The 18,700-nt window shown below is 51.3% G+C and carries 12 protein-coding genes; 11 read left to right on the top strand and 1 reads right to left on the bottom strand.

The features are described from left to right. Window positions 1-10 precede the first annotated feature (10 nt). The 9 genes from EVJ21_RS06525 (at window position 11) to EVJ21_RS06485 (ending at window position 11,908) form a co-directional block, all read left to right on the top strand. Window positions 11-1,312 carry an ABC transporter substrate-binding protein gene (locus tag EVJ21_RS06525; RefSeq protein ID WP_201739983.1) on the top strand — a complete coding sequence of 434 codons (1,302 nt, stop codon included), beginning with the start codon at window positions 11-13 and terminating at the stop codon, window positions 1,310-1,312. A 67-nt stretch (window positions 1,313-1,379) separates the two neighbouring features. Continuing rightward, window positions 1,380-2,333, top strand: coding sequence for a carbohydrate ABC transporter permease (locus EVJ21_RS06520; RefSeq protein WP_131458927.1), 954 nt, complete (start codon window positions 1,380-1,382; stop codon window positions 2,331-2,333). Window positions 2,334-2,345: 12 nt separating this feature from the next. Then, the gene (locus tag EVJ21_RS06515) at window positions 2,346-3,131 is read left to right on the top strand and encodes a carbohydrate ABC transporter permease (RefSeq protein WP_131490153.1); all 786 of its coding nucleotides are present in this window, start codon (window positions 2,346-2,348) and stop codon (window positions 3,129-3,131) included. An 18-nt stretch (window positions 3,132-3,149) separates the two neighbouring features. Then, window positions 3,150-5,138 carry a beta-galactosidase gene (locus EVJ21_RS06510; RefSeq protein ID WP_131490152.1) on the top strand — a complete coding sequence of 663 codons (1,989 nt, stop codon included), beginning with the start codon at window positions 3,150-3,152 and terminating at the stop codon, window positions 5,136-5,138. Then, complete coding sequence (locus EVJ21_RS06505) at window positions 5,135-7,201, top strand: alpha-galactosidase (protein ID WP_131490151.1); 2,067 nt, start codon at window positions 5,135-5,137, stop codon at window positions 7,199-7,201. Before EVJ21_RS06510 ends, EVJ21_RS06505 begins: the two co-directional genes overlap by 4 nt. A 22-nt stretch (window positions 7,202-7,223) precedes the next feature. Beyond that, window positions 7,224-8,408, top strand: coding sequence for a galactokinase (locus EVJ21_RS06500; protein ID WP_131490150.1), 1,185 nt, complete (start codon window positions 7,224-7,226; stop codon window positions 8,406-8,408). Then, window positions 8,405-9,412, top strand: a complete 1,008-nt coding sequence (gene galE / locus EVJ21_RS06495; protein WP_131490149.1) for a UDP-glucose 4-epimerase GalE — start codon at window positions 8,405-8,407, stop codon at window positions 9,410-9,412. Before EVJ21_RS06500 ends, galE begins: the two co-directional genes overlap by 4 nt. Then, a complete protein-coding gene (locus tag EVJ21_RS06490) occupies window positions 9,409-10,923 on the top strand; it encodes a UDP-glucose--hexose-1-phosphate uridylyltransferase (protein WP_131490148.1) in 1,515 nt (504 codons plus the stop codon). Before galE ends, EVJ21_RS06490 begins: the two co-directional genes overlap by 4 nt. A gap of 22 nt (window positions 10,924-10,945) precedes the next feature. Next, the gene (locus tag EVJ21_RS06485; protein WP_131490147.1) at window positions 10,946-11,908 is read left to right on the top strand and encodes an aldose epimerase family protein; all 963 of its coding nucleotides are present in this window, start codon (window positions 10,946-10,948) and stop codon (window positions 11,906-11,908) included. Window positions 11,909-11,988: 80 nt separating this feature from the next. Here the strand turns inward: EVJ21_RS06485 and EVJ21_RS06480 are convergent, their stop codons facing one another. After that, on the bottom strand, window positions 11,989-14,610 hold the full coding sequence (locus EVJ21_RS06480) for a hypothetical protein (RefSeq protein ID WP_131490146.1): 2,622 nt from the start codon (window positions 14,608-14,610) through the stop codon (window positions 11,989-11,991). Window positions 14,611-15,131: 521 nt separating this feature from the next. On the opposite strand from EVJ21_RS06480, the gene EVJ21_RS06475 reads away from it, so the two are divergent. Then, window positions 15,132-16,400 (top strand): dynamin family protein, encoded by a 1,269-nt coding sequence (locus EVJ21_RS06475; RefSeq protein WP_131490145.1) that lies wholly within the window; start codon window positions 15,132-15,134, stop codon window positions 16,398-16,400. 8 nt (window positions 16,401-16,408) lie between these two features. After that, the gene (locus EVJ21_RS06470) at window positions 16,409-18,682 is read left to right on the top strand and encodes a dynamin family protein (protein WP_131490144.1); all 2,274 of its coding nucleotides are present in this window, start codon (window positions 16,409-16,411) and stop codon (window positions 18,680-18,682) included. Window positions 18,683-18,700 lie beyond the last annotated feature (18 nt).

Below are 18,700 nucleotides of genomic sequence, written 5' to 3'. Positions count from 1 at the left end.
AGAATTGGACATGAAAAAATCGACAATCGCACTCGCATCATCGGTACTCGTCTTGTCATCATTGCTCGCAGCTTGCGGCGGGAAAGAAGAGGCGGCCGCGACGACGGAAGACGGCAAGCCGGTCATCAACTGGTGGGGCTGGGCGCCGCAACCGGAAGTCGGCGAGGCACTCGCCAAATCGTTCAACGAGTCGCAAGACGACTACGTCGTCAAGTTCAAGCGTCTCGAGGACTATGAGCAGCAACTCCAAGTCGCCATGCTCGGCGGCGACGGCCCGGACGTTATCGGCCTCAAGGAACCGATGATCCCGCAATACAAGGACCGTCTCGTCCCGGCGAAAGACTACATGGACAAAGCGGCCGGCGCGGGCTGGAAAGAAAAGTTGATCGAGCTCGGCGTCGAACAGACGACGGTCGACGGCGAACAGATGGCGGTGCCGGTCGGCTTCACAGGTCAGGCCTATCTCATGTACAACAAGACGATGCTCGACAAATACGGCGTGACGCCACCGAAGACGTATGACGAGACGGTCAAAGCGATCGAGACGATCAACGCCTCGGGCGACGCGGTCATCCCGATGCAGCTCGGCGCGAAAGACGCCTGGGTCGGCACGGACGTGTTCAACGTCTTGAGCCATCAGGTCGCACCAGGCTACATCCAAAAAGTACTCGAAGGCGAAGCGAAATGGACGGACAAAGAGATGGTCGAGACGGCCGAACTTTGGCAGCAACTGTTCGAAGACAAAGTCTTCCAAGAAGGAGCGCTCGGCCTCGCGACATACATGGACGGTATGAACAACTTCTTCGACAAGAAGGCGGCGATGTGGGTCATCGGCTCATGGGAAGCCCACTCGATGACGACGGTCGAGAAGCGTGACAAGTGGAACAACTTCGAAGACGAGATCGGCTTCGTCCCGCTCCCGAACCTCGCGGGTGGCACTGAGCAACCTGTCATCGCCTCGATCGACATGGCGCTCGGCGTCAACAAAGAGTCAGAGCAACAAGACGGTGCGGCCGCTTTCATCGCCTACATGACGCAAGGCGAGGGCCAAGCACTCTACATGGAGAAGTTCGAGATGGCGCCAGCCGTCAAGGACATCGAAGTCGCGTACGAGGACAAGTTCACGTCTGACGTCGAGCGCGAATCGTACGAGATCTTGAACGAGACGGTGAAGAACGCCGTCGCGGGCCGCGGCATCCGTGACCCGAAAGTGTACGACACGCTCGGCAAAGAACTCCAGAACATCGCGGGCGGACAAGATGCGAAAGAAGCACTCGCACGCATCCAAGCCATCGCCGATCAAGGTAAATAATCGACACGAGCGCCAGTGGCCAGCCTGACTGGTGCTCGATTTTTTTAGCGGAAAGTGAGGGAACACTATGCAACACGCAACCGACTTAACGGAACAGGAACCAAAGCTGTCCGCGGTGCCGCCGAAACGGCCGGACCCGGTGAAGAAGAAGGCGCAGTTGAAAAAGAACTTGATCGGCTGGGCGTTCGTCGCCCCGACCGTCCTGTTCGTCATCGCCTTCATCTATTACGGTATCTTCTATAACGCGTATCACTCGGTGTTCTCGTGGGACGGCATCTCGTTCGAGAAGACGTACATCGGGCTCGAGAACTTCGGCCGCATGTTCAGCGACCCTGAATTTTATAACGCGCTCAAGAACACGGGCATCTTCACCGTCCTGACCGTGACGATCCAAGCCGGGCTCGGGCTCGTTTTGGCGTACTTGCTCCACACGAAAGGAGTCGGCCGGACGTTCTTCAAATCGGTGTTCTTCTTCCCGGTCGTCCTGAGCCCGGTCGTCCTCGGCGCCGCGTTCTCACAGATCTTCGACTTCCAGTTCGGCTACATCAACGAATTCTTACGCATGGTCGGCTTAGGCGCGTTCGAGCAGAACTGGCTCGGCGACCAAGACGTCGCGCTCTACTCGATCATCTTGATCAACATCTTCCAATGGACGGGCTCGTCGATGATCATGTACTACATGGCGATGCTCGCGATCGAACGAGAAGTGTTCGAGGCGGCCAACATCGACGGCGCCGGCTTCTGGCGCACGCTGTGGAGCGTCGTGTTCCCGAACTTAAAAGGGACGACGTTCACGCTGACGATCCTCGGGGTCATCGGTGGACTGAAGACGTTCGACATCGTCTGGATCTCGACGCAAGGTGGACCGGGCAACTCGACCGAGGTCATCTCGACGTACTTGTTCCGCAAGTCGATGCTGCACCAAGAGGTCGGTTACGCCAGTGCCGTCGCCATCATCTTGTTGATCATCGCGCTCGGCATCACGTACTTCCAGACGCGTGTGCAGAAGAAAATGGACTGAGGAGGGGTACCCATGGAAATTCAAACGAAAAAAGGAAGATGGCTCACCAATGTCGGCCTGTCGCTCATGGCGGTCATATGGTTGTTCCCGATCTTCGTCATGTTCAAAGAGAGTTTACGGGTCAACGGCTTCAGTAACTATATCGCGACGTTACAGAACCCGAACTTTCCCCAGTTCGTCTTCAACAGCTTCATCGTCGCCTTCTTCATGATCATCATCTCGATCTCGTTTCTCGCCTTCGCGGCGTTCGGCTTCTCGAAGCTCGAGTTCGCCGGGAAACGCTTGCTGTTCAACCTCGTCTTGGCCGGGCTCATGCTGCCGGTCGCCTCGCTCATCATCCCGCTCTTCTTCACGCTACGGACGCTCGACGGGCTGAACAGTTATTGGGGGCTCATCGGCGCTGAGGTGGCGTTCTTCCTCCCGTTCGGACTCATGCTCATCAAGAGCTACTTCGACGAGCTGCCGAACGAATTGATGGAAGCGGCCCATATCGACGGGGCGTCGACGTTCCAAATCTTCTATAAGATCATGATGCCGCTCGCCAAACCGGCGCTCGCGACAGCGACGATCTACGCGTTCCTCAACTCGTGGAACGAGTACTTGATGGTGCTCACGTTCATGACGGACCCGGCCAAGCAGACGGTGACGCTCGCGCCGACGTTCTTCACGGAAGCGCTCGGCGGGGACCCGGGTAAACTATACGCCTCGCTCGTCTTGATCAGCTTGCCGACGATGGTGTTCTATATCTTCTTCCAACGCTTCTTACAAAAAGGGATGACTTCGGGAGCGGTCAAATAATCGATTGAGGTGACTAACATGTATGTAGGAGTAGACTATTACCCAGAACAGACGGACCGTGCCTTGTGGGACACGGACGTCCGCTTGATGAAAGAGTTAGGTGTCAACGTGATCCGGATGGCCGAGTTCGCGTGGACGATGATGGAACCGGCTGACGGCGAGTTCGACTTCGCGTTTTGGGACGAGGTCGTCGCCAAGTTCGGTCAGGACTTCGACATCATCCTCGGCACGCCGACGGCGACACCGCCCGCCTGGCTGATCGAGAAATATCCGGACATCTTGCCGGTGACGGCTGACGGGGTCCGCATCAGTTTCGGGGCCCGGCGCCACTACACGGTCAACAGCCCGGTGTACCGCGAGTACTGCGAGCGCATCACCCGCAAGATGGCCGAGCGCTACGGCAAGCATCCGCGCGTCATCGGCTGGCAGACCGACAACGAGTACGGCCACGAGAAATCGGACCGCTCGTACGGCGACGTCGACCAAATCGCGTTCCAAGCATGGCTACAAGACCGCTACGAGACGCTCGACGCGTTGAACGCGGCCTGGGGGACCGTCTTCTGGAGCCATACATACTCGGCATGGAGCCAGATTCCGGTCCCTCGCACCGTGTTCCAAGAGCACAACCCGTCGCTCCTCGTCGACTTCGACCGCTTCTGCTCGGACGCGTACCGCTCGTTCAACAAGCTCCAAGTCGACACGCTCCGTCCGCTCATCCATGACGATGCGTTCATCACGCACAACCTCGTCTATAGCGACATGGCGATCAACCAGCAACAGATGGCCCAAGACCTCGACTACGTCTCGTTTGACAACTATCCGGTCTGGGGCGGGCTACCGGAGCCGAACCGGTTCGAGAAGACGGCGCACGACCACGATCTGTGCCGCTCGTCGAAACAAGGCAAAGGCTTCTGGGTGATGGAGCAGCTGAGTGGCGCCCAAGGCTGGAGCCGGATCGGCTACTTGCCACGACCGGGCCACATCCGTCTCTGGACGCACCAAGCCGTCGCCCGCGGCGCCGAGGCGATCGTCTACTTCCGTTTCCGGGCCGCGCACTTCGGTACCGAGGAGTTCTGCCACGGCATCATCGACCACGACGGCAAGCCGAAACGTAAATTCGATGAAGTGCAAGGCGTCATGAAAGAACTTTCGACGCACGGCGACATGATCAACGCAGCCGAATATAAGGCCGACGTCGCCGTCTATTACGACCAAGAGAACTTATGGGCGTGGGCGCACCAGCCTCATTCGGATGCGTTCAACTTCAAGCAAGAGTTCGTTCGCTTCTACGGCGCGGCCGTGCGCCAAGGCGCCAACACGGACATCGTCTTCCCGGGTGACGCGCTCGACAAGTATAAACTCGTCGTCGTGCCGCTTTATTTCTTCGGCAATGACACGTTCGACAAATCGCTCATCGACTACATCGAGAACGGCGGCCACGTCATCTTCACGTACCGGACCGGCGTCAAAGACCCAATCAACCGCTGTCACGCAGACACGCTCCCGGGCAAGTTCGCGACATACGCCGGCATCGAGATCGACGAGTATGAGAGCCTGCAGGCCGTCCAGTCGAACCAGGTTCGCCTAGGCGACTATGTGTCTGAGGCGAACATTTGGTGTGACTTGATCACGCCAAAAGGTGCCGACGTGCTCGCGACGTATGAGCAGGCGTTCTACAAAGGGACGGCCGCCGTCACGCGCCACACGTATAAAGGCGACGTGACGTACATCGGCTCATCGGTCGACGATACGATGCTTGATGTGATCTACAATGAGGCGCTCACGCGAGCCGGCATCGACGCAACGCGTCTTCCGGACGACGTCGAAAAAGTCGATCGTCACGGCGACGGTCACGTCATCCGCTTCTATATGAACCATTCGACGGACGTCACGTCGACGGTCGAGATCGGTGACGAGTGGCAGACGCTCGACGGGGACGCGGTCTCTGGGACACTCGAGCTCAAACCGCTCGACGTCATTATGTTGAAACGGGAGGTGGGGGCATGATCTATCGCTTCGACAACCGGTTTGTCATCGAAGGGAAGCAGATTGCCTACGTGTTCGACGTCGACGCCCGGGGCCGGCTCGTCCATCAATACCTCGGCGATCGGCTCCTTGAAACGGATTACATTGAACTACCGGATCGTCGGGTATTGCACTCGTCGTTCGAGACACCAGAAGGCGTCGCCGCGTACGAGTTCGTCTCGTTCGGCGACCTCGTCTACACGGAGCCGACGCTCAAAAGCCATACGGCGACTGAACGGTTGCACGCCTTCACGTTCCAAGACGCAAGGATCGGTCACGACACGCTCGAGCTCGACTTGGTCGACTCGATCCAACAGTTGACGGTCACGCTCCACTTCACCGTGTATCCGGCGTACGACATCATTGAACGGAAGATGACGGTTCAAGCCGGGACGGACGTCACGCTCGAGAGCGCGCAGTCGTTCAGCCTCGGGTTGACCGAGCGCCCGTTGCGCTTCAGTCATTTTTCAGGGGCATGGACCGGCGAGTTCCAATTACAACAAGGTGAGTTACTCCCAGGTAAGAAGACGATCGAGAGCCGGCGCGGACTGACGAGCCATCAAAGCAACCCGTGGTTCGCACTTGACGATGCGGCGACGGAACAGCACGGTGAGGTCATCTACGGCTTCCTCGGCCATTCCGGCAACTGGGCCATCCATTTCGAACGCGACCAGTTCGGCTTCACGCAAGTGACGGGCGGGCTCAACACGTTCGACTTCGCGAAACGGCTGGCTTCAGGTGACGTGTTCACGACGCCAGCGGCCTATATCGGCTACACACAACTTGGTTTCGGGGCGATGAGCCGGAACGCGCACGACTTCGAGCGCGACGTCATCATGCCGGAACGGACGCGCGAGACGCTGCGTCCCGTTCTCTACAATTCATGGGAAGCGACGTATTTCGACGTCAGCGAGGACGGGCAGAAACGGCTCGTCGATGAGGCCGCTGCGATCGGTTGCGAGCTGTTCGTCGTCGACGACGGCTGGTTCGGCGAACGGAACTCGGACGCGGCCGGTCTCGGCGACTGGCACGTCAACAAGACGAAGTTCCCGAACGGGTTAGAGCCGCTCATCCGCTACGTCGAGGACAAAGGCCTCCAGTTCGGCCTCTGGGTCGAGCCGGAGATGGTCAACCCGGATTCAGGGCTCTATCGGTCGCATCCCGACTGGATCTACCACACGAATGGACGCCCGTCGACGACGTCGCGTAACCAGTTCGTGTTGAACTTGACGCTGCCGGAAGTCGAGGCGCACGTGACGCATCTGTTGGACGATCTGCTCGAGAACCATGCGATCCGCTACATCAAATGGGATATGAACCGTGCCTTCTCCGAACCGGACAGCCCGCATTTAGGTGACGCGAAAGAACTATGGCTCCGTCATACGGAAGCGGTCTACCGCATTCTCGACACGCTCCGTGACAGACACCCGGACGTCGCCTTCGAGTCTTGTGCCGGCGGCGGCGGCCGGATCGACCTCGGCGTGCTCTCGCGCGTCGAACAGGTCTGGACGAGCGACAACACCGACGCGCTCGACCGGCTCGAGATCCAGGAAGGGTTCTCCTACGCCTATAACGCCAAGATGATGAGCTGTTGGGTGACGGACGCGCCGAACTGGCTGAACGCCCGGTCGCTTCCGCTCAACTATCGCTTCGTCAGCGCGATGCAGGGCACGCTCGGCATCGGCGGCAACTTGCTCGAATGGAGCAAGGAAGACCTAGCCGCGTCGAAGCGTTGGATCGAGACGTACAAGTCGATCCGCCCGCTCGTGCAGCACGGGACGAGCTATCGTCTCGCTTCACTCAAGAAAGAAGGATTTCACGCGATGGGCTATACGGACGGGGAGGACTATGTCGCCCTCGTCAACGCAGACCGCCGTCATTACGGTAACAACAAGTTGCGCCTCAAACTCGCCGGGCTCGACCCGGACCGCGTCTACTTATATGAAGGAAGACGTTTGAGCGGCCGCTACTTGATGCAACAAGGGATCACATTGACACAACAAATCGATTATGACGCTTACTGCCTGGTCATCCACCCGGCGTGAGCGATGGAAGGGATGGAGTCGTATGCTTGCATTTGATTTAGCACACCTGAACGAACAGTTCGAGACCGTGTTTTTGGCGGGGCCTGAGCGGATCTTTTTCGCACCGGGCCGCATCAACTTGATCGGCGAACACACGGATTACAACGGAGGTCACGTCTTCCCCTGTGCCATCACGTTCGGCACGTACGGGCTCGTCCGGAAGCGCGAGGACGGAATCATTCGCGTCTACTCGCTCAACTTCGAGGACGTCGGTGTCGTCACGTTCCCGGTGACGGACGGGACGTATGACGCCGGTCACGACTGGGCCAACTACGTCAAAGGGGTCGTCGCGCTCCTGCGACAAGACGGACACGACGTCGGAGGATTCGACTTCTTCCTCGCCGGCAACATCCCGAACGGCGCCGGACTGTCGTCGTCGGCCTCACTCGAACTCGTGACGGCGCTCATGATCAATGACGTGTACGGCCTCGGGCTCGAGCGAATCGACCTCGTCCATCTCGGACAACGTGTCGAGAACGATTTCATCGGCGTCAACTCAGGCATCATGGACCAGTTCGCGATCGGGATGGGCAAGGCCGACCACGCCATCCTGCTCGATTGCGACACGCTCCATCACGACTACGCGCCGATCAAGCTCGACGGCTACGACATTTTGATCATGAACACGAACAAGCGCCGTGAACTGGCTGACTCGAAATACAACGAGCGCCGGACCGAGTGCGACACGGCACTCGGCCTGCTAAAAGAGCGGTTCGATGTCGCCTCGCTCGGGCAGCTGTCGGTCGCGACGTTTGAGACGGTCGCATCGGAACTCCCGGAGACGCTCCGGAAACGGGCCCGCCACGCCATCTCGGAGAACGAGCGGACGAAGCTCGCCTTCACCGCTCTTCAAGACGAAAAGCTCGACGTGTTCGGGCAACTTCTGAACGACTCGCACTCGTCGCTTCGTGACGATTACGAAGTGACCGGCGTCGAGCTCGACACGCTCGTCCAGGCGGCGCAAGATTGCGATGGCGTCATCGGCGCCCGCATGACCGGTGCCGGTTTCGGTGGCTGCGCCATCGCCATCGTCGACAAGACGTCGACAGAAACCGTCATCCAGACCGTGTCGATCGTATACGAAACAACGATCGGCTACGCGCCGACATTTTATATCGCGTCCGTCGGGGACGGCGCGCGTGAACTCGTAGAGGAGGAAGTCAAATGAGTGTACTCGTCGTCGGCGGGGCCGGTTATATCGGCTCCCATGCAGTCCGCGCCTTGCTCGCACGCGGGGAAGACGTGATCGTGATCGACAACCTTCAGACCGGGCATATCGAGTCGGTCCCGAAACAAGTCCGCTTCTATGAAGGCGACATCCGTGACCGTACGTTCATGGACGAGACGTTCGCGAACGAAGACGTCACGGAAGTGCTTCATTTCGCCGCCAACTCGCTCGTCGGCGAATCGATGGAGGAACCGCTCGCGTATTACGACAACAACGTCTTCGGGACACAAGTGTTGCTCGAGACGATGCGCAAACACGGTGTCGCGCGGATCGTCTTCTCCTCGACGGCCGCGACATACGGCGACCAGGACGAGATGCCGATCCGGGAGACGGCTGAAACGAACCCGACGAACACGTACGGGGCGACGAAGCTCGCCATGGAGACGATGATGAAGTGGTGTGACCGCGCCTTCGGCATCCGTTTCGTCGCACTCCGCTACTTCAACGTCGCCGGGGCCGATCCGTCGGGTGAAATCGGCGAAGACCATACTCCGGAGACACACCTGATTCCACTCGTCCTCGAAGTGGCGAACGGGCAGCGTGAGGCGATCACCGTGTTCGGCGACGATTATCCAACGCCTGACGGCACATGTATCCGCGACTACATCCACGTCCAAGACCTCGTCGATGCCCACGTGCGCGCGCTCGACTACTTGAAACGAGGCGGAGACAGCGACGTGTTCAATCTCGGTACGGAGACGGGACTGTCGGTGCTCGAAATCATCGAGGCGGCCCGCCGTGTGACGGGACACCCGATTCCGGTCAAGACGGGGACACGCCGTGCCGGAGACCCGGCGATGCTGATCGCGTCACCGGACAAGGCGAAACGCGTGCTCGGTTGGACACCAGAGCGCTCGACGGTCGATATGATTCTCACAGACGCCTGGAACTGGCACGAGTCACATCCGGAAGGCTACAAACACGTAGAGGGGGCGAGACGATGATCGATGCAACGATTGAAGCGCTCGTCGAGGCGGGGATCCGCGAGGAACTGATCACGGAGCAAGACCGCATCTACTCGCGGAACCGTGTGCTCGCGCGATTGAACAAGCTCGACTTTGACAAGCCGACGTTCGTGCCGCGCGACTCGATCCCGAACTTGCTCGAGACGTTGACCGAATACGCGGTCGAGTCTGGGCTCGTCGAGAATTTATTAGAGGAGAAGGACCGATTCATGGCCGAGGTCATGGACGTGTTCGTCTCGAAACCGTCCGAGGTGACGCGCACGTTCAACGCGCTCCGGGCAGTTGACGTCGAGGCCGCGACGAGTTTCTTCTATAAGATGAGCCAGGCGTCGAACTATATCCAGACGCAGCGGATCGCAAACAACATCACGTACAAGGCACCGACCCGCTACGGCACGCTCGACATCACGATCAACTTGTCGAAGCCGGAGAAAGACCCGCGCGAGATCGCGCGGGCCCGACTGCAACCGGCGCCAGAGACGAACTATCCGACGGGGTTGCTCGCGATCGAGAACGAAGGTTACGGCGGACACTTGAAACATCCGGCCCGGGCCAACCACCGCATCATCCCGCTCACGCTCGGCGGGGAAGAGTGGTCGTTCCAATATTCACCGTACTTGTACTACAACGAGCACTCAATTTTACTGTCGAACGAAGTGCGCGACATGGTCATCGACCGATCGGCGTTCGAGCGTCTGCTCGACTTCGTCGGTCAGTTCCCGCATTACTTCGCCGGGTCGAACGCGGACCTGCCGATCGTCGGCGGCTCGATCTTGACGCACGACCATTACCAAGCCGGCCGCTACCGGTTTGCGATGGACGATGCCGACGTCGTCGCGACGTATCGCTCGGACCGTTACGACCAAGTCGACATCGAGACGCTCGAATGGCCACTCTCGGTCGTCCGGCTCCGTTCGACGCAGCGTGAGCAGCTCGCTATGTTGGCGAACCAACTGCTCGGCCACTGGCAAAACTACGAGGACGGTGACATCGTACCGTATACGGGCGACGTCCGCCACAATACGGTGACGCCGATCGCCCGGCGCCGCGATGGCCGCTACGAGCTCGACCTCGTCCTCCGCAACAACCGGACGAGCGAGGCGCATCCGGACGGCATCTTCCATCCGCACGCCGACGTCCATCATATCAAGCGCGAGAACATCGGCTTGATCGAAGTGATGGGGCTTGCCGTGTTGCCAGCCCGACTCAAGACCGAGCTCGAACAAGTCGTCCGTTTCATCGAAGGCGAGGACGTCGAGGTCGCGGACATGCACAAGGCGTGGGCCGAGGAGTTGAAGACGAAGTCAGGTGACGCTCGTGTGCTCGTCGATCAGGCCGTCGTCGACAAGTTCGTCAAAGGGTTAGAGGACGCGGGTGTGTTCAAACAGACGGTCGAGGGGCAGGAGCGCTTCACGGCGTTCATGAGCTCATTTTTGAGTCACGTCGATAAAGTGGAGTACGGCGCGTCGACTACGGGAAGTAACAGGTAAACTAGTCGAAGTAGGTGAGCCAATGAGAGAAGTAACGATTGAAAACAAGAACGGGATGCGGCTGTCGGCGATCGAGTATGGCTGTGCCATGACCGAGCTGACGGCACCGGACCGTGACGGTAACATGGACTCTGTCATTTTGAAATATGGCGACTTGGATCAATACCTCGAGAACCCGGTCTATTTGGGCTCGGTCGTCGGCCGCATCGCCGGAAGAATCCGTAACGCCGAGATTGATGGCGTGGCCTTGACCCCAAGCGAGGACCCGCATCATATCCACGGAGGGACGGACGGTATCACGTCCCGGTATTGGGACATGGACGTCGACGGACAGGCGATTCAATTCATATACTTAAGTCCGGACGGGGAAGAAGGCTACCCGGGGAACGTCCGCTTCAAAGTCATCTATGAACTGACGGACGACAATGAACTCGTCGTCACGATGACGGCTGATACGGATAAACTGACGTGGGTCAACTTGAACCATCACAACTATTTCAACCTCGGTGGCCGGCCGACGATCCACGATCACGTGCTGACGCTACCGGCCGACCACGTCGCGCGGCTCGATGATGAGTCGTTGCCGACGGGAGAATTGTTGAAGGTGAATGAGACACCGTTCGACTTCCGCGACGGGAAACGAGTCGGCGAGGCGATCACGTCAGACGATGAAGCCATCGCAAAAGCCGGCGGGCTCGATCATCCGTTCATCTTGAAGGATGGGGTGGCGCGGTTGCACGACCCGGTGAGCGGACGCGTGCTCGACGTCGAGACGAACCAACCGGTCATGGTCGTCTATACGGCGAACTTCCTCAGTGAAGAGACACCGGTCACGCTCGAGGAACGGCAGAAGCATAGCGCCATCTGTTTAGAAGCCCAGGCGCTTCCAGACGCGCCGCATTATCCCGACATCGCCACATCGATCGAACTGAAACCGGGTGAGTTGTATCATTCGAGGACGGTTTATCGGTTTGGGGTGGAGTAAATAAAAATAGAGCAGCTTAACGTATGGCAACAACGCCACTCGATAAGTTGCTCTATTTTTTTGCATCTAAAGATAGTCGTTTAAGTTTCGTTCAACGCTGATTTGGTATAGGTGGCGGCTAATTGGTAATGCGATGTCGATTGAATGGTGTCTCCTAAGCAATCATAAACGTCTCCTAAAGTTTGATGTGTTCTTTGTAGACTGTTGTTCAAATAAATATAGTCCGGTGTATACTCTAACATTTGTTCGTAAAGGTGGAGTGATTGGTGTAAGTGAGACAGTGCAGATTCATATTTATGCTGCTTCATCAACCCTCTACTAAAATGTGTATAAAGCGAAGCGTGGCGATTTCTTGAGCTGGCACGATAAGGTGACAGTTGCTCGATTGTTTCAAACACGTTTACAGCTTGGGTGAATAGCGTTTCAGCCATCTCGAAGTCAGCATAGTCGATTTTATGAATCATATAATCGACGAGGGCATGACCTTTTTTCTCTAAACATTCTACGAACGTACTTGATTTTTTCAGTACTTGATCATACATCTGAATTGCTTTTATAAAATGAGCATCTTTGAGCTCAGGGTCCTGATAGTATTCAGCTAGTCGTTTATGTACCATGCCATAATTGACGATTGTCCAATAGTCGTTCTCATCCGTTATATGTTGCATCGACTGTTCATACGCTTTAAGTGAATGAAGATAAGCATTGAACCGAGCTAATGACTTCTCAGAGCCATAAGCCTCACCCAACTTTTCATAAGCCAATCCCATATTTGCATAGAGGGTGGTCGAACCTGGATATAATTTTATTCCGTTCTCACAATGGACTAGCGCGAGTTTATAAAGGTGGATAGCTTGGTTGTCTTTTTCATAACGAAGCTTTAACTTTCCAAGTCGAATGTATGAAAGCGATATGGAAGTGAAATAGGTTTTGTCGACGGAATCTTGAGGTTCGGATGAAATGATTTCCTCTAACAAACTAGACGCCTTATCGTAATGGGACATTTGAATATAAATCTCAGCCATGTTCGACTTGGTTTCTAGAATCGCTGACGTGTTTGTCGACAGTTTAAAATAATGATGAAGCGCTGAATTGTAAGATTCTAATGAAGTGAGGTAGTTTCCTTGATAAAACAAAATGTCACCTTCTAAACGATGAAGCGGTCCTAATTGCTCTGAATCAGACATACTGTTGAGAGCGGCTGTGATTGCTTGGCCAATACTGATTAAATCCCTAGTAGATTTATAACGATTAACATACTCAATCATCCAAGCTATATACGCATTGAGGTCTTCCGAGCGAGAGCCGTGAAAAGAGGCTTCTTTAAAGAAGTCGTCGATGTGGTGTGGATGAGTCATATTTTCAAGTTTTTCAAGGTAATATTTCCACATGAACGAGTTAATGCGACGATTGAAATAACCGTTGCTTGATTGTTTTAATTCTTCGATAAGGCATTTCCTCATGAGCGGATGGATTTGCCAAACCCCGCTTTCCTCTTCGATGATAAATGATGATTTTATTAAATGATCACACGCAGTAATCGGGAACCCCGTATTAAATTCTTTCATCAATTTAAAGTAAATATCGAGTGACCAAAAATTAGGTATGGCTAAAACTTTTAACGTTTCTCGTTCGTTCAAATCTAGGCAATACAGAAATTTTCTAGAAATCTCGAGCGGTGAGTTAGAAAGAGGATCGACAACAAATTTGCTTTGGCTGGACTTCTGATACATATCAACCATTAAATCTAAATAATATGGTACTCCGTAACTTGTTCTAGCAATATTACGTAGCGAGTCTTCACAATCAATCCCGCATGCTTGCAGAAATCTTAATCGATCATCATTTGGCAATTCTCTTAAATGATACGAGCTTAGCGAAGGGGATAAATCGCTCCAGCTAATTTTATCTCGACTTCCAATGACCCAAATGATACTCGGAAGTGTTTTTACTAAATGTTGAACCCAGTCAAGTGAGGAAGATGATCGTCCACGATTTCTTTGTGATGATTGAGAAAATAACTCATACGAATCAAGGAAAATCACAAATGGATAGCTAGGCTCCGTTGTATGGATATGACGTGAAATGTCCTCGGTGAAGTAATAAAGCAATAAGTCTTCTGTTTCAAGAATGGATTTTTCCTCTAACGTTTTAAGTATTTCTTTCGATTCTTTGGACCATGAAGGATGACTTGTAAATGCCTCTTCGATTTTTTTCAATAGCGGTGGAACAATTGAGAAATATGGAACCACATCAAGTTCGGAAATTACTTTCTCAAGCAAGCTGCCTTCATCTAGAAAGGGAATAGAACTTTCTTTAGCATTTGGAATAAAACCAGGGTTTAGTTTCTTCCAAAAAACAGAATACGCCAATTCAAAGCTTCGAAACGGGATTTTGTAACGTTGATGAAGGTCCTTTTTCATCTGAAGTAATGCATTTGAAAGTCGATGGTGATCTGTATTTTCAAAATTGATGTGGGTGTAGATTGCATGATTATTTAAATGAACCAATTCTTCCGTCAGTTTCCGCAATAATGCTGTTTTCCCTATCCCTCCAAGACCGAAATAGTTCAAAACGATTGGATTTTCTCGCTGAGAATCGTATGTAAATAGTGCCTCGTGAAATGCAGTCGCATGTTCTTCACGGTCCGTAAAAATTCGATTTGCAACAGTTAGATGGGGACGGAAATTAAATGAAGGCATCTCGTTAATCCTTTCTCATGTCCGAATTTAATATACTCCATTTAATAGTACCATCCTAAAAAATAAATATATCCACCATTAACAAAAAAAGTAAAGCATATGTCTTTTTAATTCCTTATAATAACAAAGGGAAAGAAAGGGGATAAAAGATCGCTTGCAATAAGTAAAGAACAGATTAAACAAACAATTGACGATTGGTCGGCTCGCTAAGCAAATGATCCGTTCATTTCGAATGACATCAAACATATTCAAGAACACTCTAAAATTAAAAGGCATTGATAAAAGTGCACAGACGCATATTTTTTCATTTTGTCCTATCAACGAGGTTATTGCTAGGACAAGATATAGGTATTTAACATGCTTGGTAACCTGTATGAATGTATGGAAAACCCTATCAATAAAGATTTTTTTACTGTCTCGAATCTGTTGTCCAAAATATCGGAGATTACAAAATAGAGCGATGAACTCAAATGAAAATTATTTAAGCATGTAGTGGAACAAAAAGAGAGAGGTGGTCTGATATGTTCAATTATGACGCACTAACTAAGTCTTATCGAGACTGGCATATAAGAGGGTTGAACGATCGTCATAAAAAGAAATACATATGTGGTTTACAACTTATTGTAAATCAATTGGAGGAAAGCGAAAAACAACTAGAGACATTTTATGGGGAATTATTAAATGTGAAGGCTGATGAAGAAACACATGACCTTCGAGACATAATGATTTATTTAGAAAAGTTTCGACTTAAGTGGAAAGGCACTAAATCATACTGTTACTGTCTCGCTGATGAGTTGGTGTTACATATCTTATCTATGTTTCCAAACAAAAAAGAAGAATTACGTTCTATTCTGCAATCAACCGAGATAGATCGTGAACGAATTGATTTTTTACTAAGTGATTCGACTCATAGTGAAACCATAGTAAAGCAAACATTCAAACAATCTTGTTATAAAAAAACACTCGCTTTTTGGTTAGCACCTAACGAAAAAAAGGCGCGGCAACTGGGTACCACTTTAATTCTTGGAACGATGAGTGCTGGTAAATCAACAATTTTGAACAATCTATTAGGTGAGAATTGGGCCAAGACGCAAAATCAGGTCTCTACGAACTTCTCTCTTCGATATAGGCATTGTCCGACTTTGGACCAAGTTTTTTTATCAGACACAAAGCATCGGATTTTTTCTTCTTCACACTCCACATCAAGTTGGATTGAACAACTTAACGATTCAAATCCTCATGATTCAGACCAGTTAACATTTTGGAGCGGACAATCGACAAATGCACTTGCTGAGTATAGGTATACTGTTGTGGATACACCAGGAATGAACAGTTCCTGGAGGACAAATCATTTTCATATTACACAGCAAACATTACTTGAGCACTCCTACGATAAAGTCATTGTTGTTTTAAACGCGATGCAGTTAGGAACGGATGACGAAAAGGAATTATTACACCTTGTCAAAACATACTCTAATAGTTCTTGTACCCTATTCGTATTAAATAAGATTGACGAACTCGATTCGGAATTGGGAGAAACTTTGGAACATTATACACAAGTTGCAAAATCCTTCGTTGAGGAGAATGGATTTAATAATCCAGATGTCATTGCGACATCGGCGATTGCCACGCGGCTTTTGAGTCAAGATGTTACTTTGCTGACAAAACGAGAACAGCGATTGAAGAATTATTTCCAATCCTATTTCAAGGTAGATGGTCAGACCGCACCATCTGATATCAATGAACGTACAGGATTTTCAAATATTTTAAATTTCATGAAAAGTGAGTGATTTCCTTAATGAAGAACGTAGAGATGATTTATAACCCGTATTTGATGGAAACAGAGATTCATTTTGATGGTGAAGAATACTTAGATAACAAAAATAGTTCGCTTCATGATTGCAAGAAATTGCGTCTTCAACTTTGGATGGAGCGACTTTGTGGAGCGCTGGAAAAAGACGTAAACGAAGAAGGAATTTTAATTAATTTCTCTGGGACAGCACCGGACTTCCAAGATTTATTCGTGTCTTGCGAACAGCATAATCAAAAAAATACAGGTACTCAATTCATTTGTCAGCATGTTCATGTAATGGATCCAAGCGATAAAATTCATCAGTTAAAAGAACTAATGGCTGAAATTCAAGAGGGGCCTTTTGAGGAGTTAAAAACGGACCGCGTTCAAAAAAACTTCGAAAAATCGATGAATGATGAATTCGAGATTGCAATTATTGCTACGATGAGTTCCGGAAAATCAACATTAATCAATGCATTTTTAGGTCAGGAACTCATCCCTTCAAAAAATGAGGCATGCACGGCAAAAATCACGCGTATTTACAATCGTGAGGAGCAAGAAACGTTTTCGGCAGAGACTTATGATGCGGACGATCAAGCCATTCAATCCATCCGCGAAATTACCCCTGCGGATTTAGTAGATTTCAACGAGAATCATCAAGTTCAAACGATTCACTTGAAAGGTTCAATTCCACATATCTCCTCTAAAGGAATGAACCTTGTCATGATTGATACTCCAGGTCCTAACAATTCACGAGATATGGAGCATCGGATTCAAACCTTCCGAATCATTCAAAACGAAGATCAACCAATCGTCATGTATGTTCTGAACGGGTCTCAGCTTGGTATCTCTGACGACAACCGACTGCTTGCAGACGTATCTGAAGCCATGAAGGTGTCTGGAAAACAATCGAAAGATCGCTTTATTTTTGTCCTCAATCAAGCAGATAAATATGATGTCGAAGCAGGAGAATCACTTCAACTGGCGCTTGATAATGCAAAGAAATACCTTGAAGGGCATGGTATCGAACATCCAAATATTTATCCGATTTCTGCACAGCTTGCCAAGTTATTGCGAATGCAACAGTCGGGCGAAACATTGACGGCAAAACAAAAGAGAGATGCCTATGACTATGAGCGTTTCCTCGAACAACCGGAAATGCAAATGCATCGTTATCCGACGTTGACTCCTTCCGTGCAAAAGGCAATCCAAAATCGTATAGAATGTGCCACGAATGAAAAAGAAGAGGCGATTATTTACTCCGGTGTCCCTGTTATTGAGGAAGTCATTAATGAATATTTAGAAAAATACGCAGTAACTTCAAAAATAAAAAACGGAGTGGAGTCGTTCCGTAAAGTAATTGAACAGGAAAACATGTTATTAAAAATTGAAGAGGAACTTGAACAAAATGAGACGAAACGTAAAGAACTCGCTCGAGAAATCAATCAAGTCAACGCACTGTTGGAAAATGGAGACCATGGTAGAACTTTAATACATGATATTCAGTCTTTAAGTGACGAAACGTCAAAAGAACATTTGTTGAAAACAAGAAAGACATTCGGCAAAAAATTATTAGAGGTCTCTGAACCGTTACGTCAAGAAATTCAAGTCAAGCAGCGTGAAGCAGACTTGATGATTAAACAATTTCAAAAAGAAGTTGAGATGTTGTGTTCGAGCATGTTGATTGATCTTGAAAAAGGAATTGATAAAGGTTTACGTCACCAGGCCAATACATACGCCACGGAATATAAAAAATCGATTGAAAATCTTTTGAATACATCTATTGAATTAAACATCGCGACAAGCCTTACGGAAAGTGTCTTAACTGTCAATCTACCGGATGCGGATTCATTGATTGCTATGTATACGGAAGAACGCGAAGTCTTTGTTGGTACGGTGACACGAAGCAATACAAGTAAGAAGTGGTATAAGCCGTGGACATGGGGAGAATCTTCGACGTATGAAAAAGATGTCTATGAAACACATGATTTCGTTGATATGGAAAAAGTAATCAGCGACTGCCTTAACCCAGTTGATGATTATATGGAAAATTTGTTACAGGCGGCAGAAGTACAGGCACAGGAACAAACTGACACGTTCAAAAAAATGTTCCTTGCCCAATTGGATTTGTTGGAGGCAGCAATCCGGAAGAACCTTGATCGTGTTCAACGTTTGACTACGGATCAGGAAATGGTGATAGAGGAAGTGGAGCGCCGGAAAGCCAATAAAGAATGGTTACGAGGAATTATTGAGAAATTGGATGTCTTGTTGACGAATTGATAAAGGGGAGTGAAACGA

Source organism: Exiguobacterium sp. SH0S2 (assembly GCF_004337185.1).
In the GTDB taxonomy this organism is placed as follows: Bacteria; Bacillota; Bacilli; order Exiguobacteriales; family Exiguobacteriaceae; genus Exiguobacterium; species Exiguobacterium aurantiacum_A.
This window is presented reverse-complemented; position numbering and strand designations above follow the sequence as displayed.

What these genes read in the sequence shown, in the direction of transcription:
- EVJ21_RS06525 (WP_201739983.1), top strand. Translation starts at nt 11, where the DNA reads ATGAAAAAATCGACAATCGCACTCGCATCATCGGTACTCGTCTTGTCA.
- EVJ21_RS06520 (WP_131458927.1), top strand. Translation starts at nt 1,380, where the DNA reads ATGCAACACGCAACCGACTTAACGGAACAGGAACCAAAGCTGTCCGCG.
- EVJ21_RS06515 (WP_131490153.1), top strand. Translation starts at nt 2,346, where the DNA reads ATGGAAATTCAAACGAAAAAAGGAAGATGGCTCACCAATGTCGGCCTG.
- EVJ21_RS06510 (WP_131490152.1), top strand. Translation starts at nt 3,150, where the DNA reads ATGTATGTAGGAGTAGACTATTACCCAGAACAGACGGACCGTGCCTTG.
- EVJ21_RS06505 (WP_131490151.1), top strand. Translation starts at nt 5,135, where the DNA reads ATGATCTATCGCTTCGACAACCGGTTTGTCATCGAAGGGAAGCAGATT.
- EVJ21_RS06500 (WP_131490150.1), top strand. Translation starts at nt 7,224, where the DNA reads ATGCTTGCATTTGATTTAGCACACCTGAACGAACAGTTCGAGACCGTG.
- galE (WP_131490149.1), top strand. Translation starts at nt 8,405, where the DNA reads ATGAGTGTACTCGTCGTCGGCGGGGCCGGTTATATCGGCTCCCATGCA.
- EVJ21_RS06490 (WP_131490148.1), top strand. Translation starts at nt 9,409, where the DNA reads ATGATCGATGCAACGATTGAAGCGCTCGTCGAGGCGGGGATCCGCGAG.
- EVJ21_RS06485 (WP_131490147.1), top strand. Translation starts at nt 10,946, where the DNA reads ATGAGAGAAGTAACGATTGAAAACAAGAACGGGATGCGGCTGTCGGCG.
- EVJ21_RS06480 (WP_131490146.1), bottom strand. Translation starts at nt 14,610, where the DNA reads ATGCCTTCATTTAATTTCCGTCCCCATCTAACTGTTGCAAATCGAATT.
- EVJ21_RS06475 (WP_131490145.1), top strand. Translation starts at nt 15,132, where the DNA reads ATGTTCAATTATGACGCACTAACTAAGTCTTATCGAGACTGGCATATA.
- EVJ21_RS06470 (WP_131490144.1), top strand. Translation starts at nt 16,409, where the DNA reads ATGAAGAACGTAGAGATGATTTATAACCCGTATTTGATGGAAACAGAG.